Origin of the sequence: Curtobacterium sp. B18 (assembly GCF_000333375.1) — a bacterium.
Taxonomy (GTDB): domain Bacteria; phylum Actinomycetota; class Actinomycetes; order Actinomycetales; family Microbacteriaceae; genus Curtobacterium.
In genome coordinates, this window is sequence record NZ_BACZ01000197.1 from 1 (window position 1) to 3,380 (window position 3,380).

The 3,380-nt window shown below is 71.1% G+C and carries 2 protein-coding genes; both read right to left on the minus strand.

The window, feature by feature from the left end:
* Positions 1–198: VOC family protein (locus I5E_RS21225; protein WP_305791137.1), on the minus strand; the 198-nt coding region annotated here is incomplete at its 3' end.
* Between the two features lie 19 nt (positions 199–217).
* Positions 218–3,380, minus strand: a 3,163-nt coding sequence (gene hrpA / locus I5E_RS05215) for an ATP-dependent RNA helicase HrpA (protein ID WP_031261609.1), incomplete at its 5' end; no start/stop codon positions are given.

Below are 3,380 nucleotides of genomic sequence, written 5' to 3' on the forward strand. Positions count from 1 at the left end.
TGCCCGGCCATTCGGGCGCGCGTACTCCGCCACCGCTGGGAACGCGAGGATCGGTCGTGGTTCCGTGAAGGGCAGGGCCACCTCTGCCCATCCTTCGTCGAAGCCCACGATCTCGCCGCCGAGCAGTTCGGCGTAGAAGCGGGCGAGCGCACGGGGGTCCGCGCAGTCGAGGACGATGACGTCGAGCGTGCCGATCATGGCCGACACGCTAGCGGGATCAGCGCGTGGCGGCCAGGGCCTTCGTGATGCGCTGCAGCGAGACAGTCTCGGCCGTGCCGAGCTCCTGCGCGAAGAGACTGAGCCGGAACTCCTCGAGCATCCATCGGGCGTGCACGAGCTCCGGGTGCGCCCCCGCGGCCGGTGGGAAGGTGCCCCCGGCGTCGAGGTAGCGGTCGGTCGCGACGGTGACCTCGCGCATCCAGGTGGCGTCGCGCCCGGGGTTCTGCAGCAGCTTCTGCACGCGAGTGTCGACACCCTGCAGGTACACCCGGATGCGCCGCAGCCGATCGAGCCCCGCGACCGCGACGAACCCGGGGAACACGAGTCGCTCCATCTGCTGCCGCATGTCCGTGAGCGCCGGCAGCAGCGACATCGAGTTGGCCTGCTTGAGCGATCGTTCCGCGGCCCGGTGCGCGGCGAGGACGGCAGCGACCTCGGACACGGCCGTGAACATGGTGTCGACGACCGTCGCGGACACGGTGTCCCGCACGGCCTCGAAGTCGGCCTTGGTGAACACCAGCCCGTCGGGGTGCGCCCTGCGGATCCCGGCGTCGACGACCGCCGCGAGGACGTCGTCGAAGAGCGCCGCGGTGGAGGGGTACGGGCTGGCGGCGAGCGCGAGCTTCTCCTGCGCGGTCAGGTGGGACTGGATGTAGGAGACCGGCGAGGGCACGGCGTGCATGACGAGCCGCCGGACACCCGCGGGCATCCGCACGGCCCGGTCGGACGGCGTCGCGAGCAGCTGGACGCCGACCGTCGCCTTCGGGCCGTCGCCCTCTTCCACGAGGGACGGGTAGGCGCGGATCACGCCACCCGCCTGCTTCGTGTCGAGCACCTGCGGCAGGTCGTCGGACGGCCAGGCGGTGAGCCCCGACCCCTCCACGGCGCCACCGGAGGCAGCGGACGCGACGCGAGCCGCGCCTCCTGGACGCCCTGCGGCGCGCGTCGTCGCCGAGGCGACGCTCTGCTGCGTCCGGTCCTTGAGCTTCGTCTGGAGGGCCGAGAGGTCCTTGCCGGCCTCGACCCGACGGCCGCGCTCGTCGACGACCGCCCACGTCGGCAGGAGGTGTGCCGGGACCCGCGAGAGGTCGAAGTCCGACTCCGAAACCGGCACGTAGGTCATGCGCTGGATCGCCGTGGCGAGGGTGGCGCGGAACGACTCTGTCGGCTCGGTCGGGGCGTCGTCGGGAAGCTCGGCGACGATCTTCTCGGCCCAGTCTGCAGCGGGGACGACGTTCTTCCGGATCTGCTTCGGCAGGGACTTGATGAGCGCCGTGACGAGCTCCTTGCGGAGGCCGCGCACCTGCCAGTCGAAGCCCTCTTCGCGCATACGGGGGAGCAACGCGAGCGGCACCTGCACGCTCACGCCGTCGTCTTGCGCGCCGGGTTCGAACCGGTACTTGATCGCAAGGCGCTGGTCGCCGCTCCGCCACTGGGTCGGGTACTCCTGCTGGTCCTGAGCGGCTTCCGCAGCGTCCTCGTCGAGGAGGTCGGACCGGCGCATGGTGAGCAGGTCCGGCTGGTCGCGCCGCGTCTGCCGCCACCAGCCCTCGAAGTCCCGCGTGGTGGCGACGTCGGCCGGGACACGGGCGTCGTAGAACTCGAAGACCCGCTCGTCGTCGAAGAGGATGTCGCGGCGACGGGTGCGCTCCTCGAGCTGCTCCAGTTCGCGGCGGAGCTTCCGGTTGTCGCGGTCGAACGCCTGCTGCGCGTCCCACTCGCCCTCGACGAGGGCGTGCCGGATGAAGAGCTCGCGCGAGTGCTCGGGGTCGACGCGCTTGTACTGCACCCGACGTCGCTGCACGATCGGCACGCCGAACAGGGTGACGCGCTCGTACGCGACGGCAGCGCCCTGCTTCTTCTCCCAGTGGGGCTCGCCGTACGTCCGCTTCAGGAGGTCGCCGGCGAGGGGCTCGACCCAGGCCGGGTCGATCCGGCCGACCGTGCGGGCGAAGAGCCGGCTCGTCTCGACGAGTTCGGCGGCCATCACCGCGTCCGGCTGCTTCTTCGCCAGCACGCTGCCCGGGAACACCACGAACCGGGTGTTCCGCGATCCGAGGTAGTCGCGCTTCTCGCGGTCGCGCAGACCGATCTGGCTGAGGAGCCCGGCGAGCAGCGACCGGTGCACAGCGTCGCCGTCGTCGGACCGGGCCTGCCCGATGCGGACGTCGACCTGCTTCGCCGCCCGCGAGAGCTGCCGGTACAGGTCCTGCCACTCGCGGATGCGGAGGTAGTTCAGGAACTCGGCCTTGCACAGGCGGCGGAAGGCGCTCGACGAGAGCTCGTCCTGCTTGTCCTCGATGTGGTTCCAGAGGTTCAGCAGGGTCAGGAAGTCGCTCGTCGGGTCGGCGAACCGGGCGTGCAGCTGATCGGCCTGCGCACGCTTCTCGAGGGGACGCTCGCGCGGGTCCTGGATGCTCAGGGCGCTGACGACGGCGATGACCTCGCGCCCGACGCCCTGTCGACCGGCTTCGAGCACCATGCGTCCGAGCCGCGGGTCGATCGGGAGCCGGGTGAGCTGCCGCCCGGTCTTCGTGATCGAGCCGGAGCCGTCGACGGCGCGCAGCTCGCGGAGCAGGTCGAGGCCGTCCTTGACGCCCCGGGAGTCCGGCGGCTGCAGGAACGGGAACGCCTCGATGTCGCCGAAGCCGAGGGAGATCATCTGCAGGATCACCGCGGCGAGGTTCGTCCGCAGGATCTCTGGGTCGGTGTACTCCGGACGACGGCCGAAGTCGTCCTCGGAGTAGAGCCGGATCGCGATGCCGGCACTCGTCCGGCCAGCACGACCGGAGCGCTGGTTCGCGCTCGCCTGCGAGATCGCCTCGATCGGGAGCCGCTGTACCTTGGCGCGTGGCGAGTACCGGGAGATGCGGGCGGTGCCGGTGTCGACGACGTACTTGATGCCCGGGACCGTCAGGGAGGTCTCGGCGACGTTCGTGGCGAGGACGACCCGACGGCGGATCCCCGGGGTGCTGCGGCGCTCGAAGACGCGGTGCTGGTCGGCGGCGGACAGACGGCCGTAGAGGGGCAGGACCTCGGTGCCGGGGTAGTGCTTGCCCTCGATGGCGTCCTGGGCGTCGCGGATCTCGTTCTCGCCGGACAGGAACACCAGGACGTCGCCCGGGTCTTCCCGAGCGAGTTCGTCGAGCGCGTCCGTGATC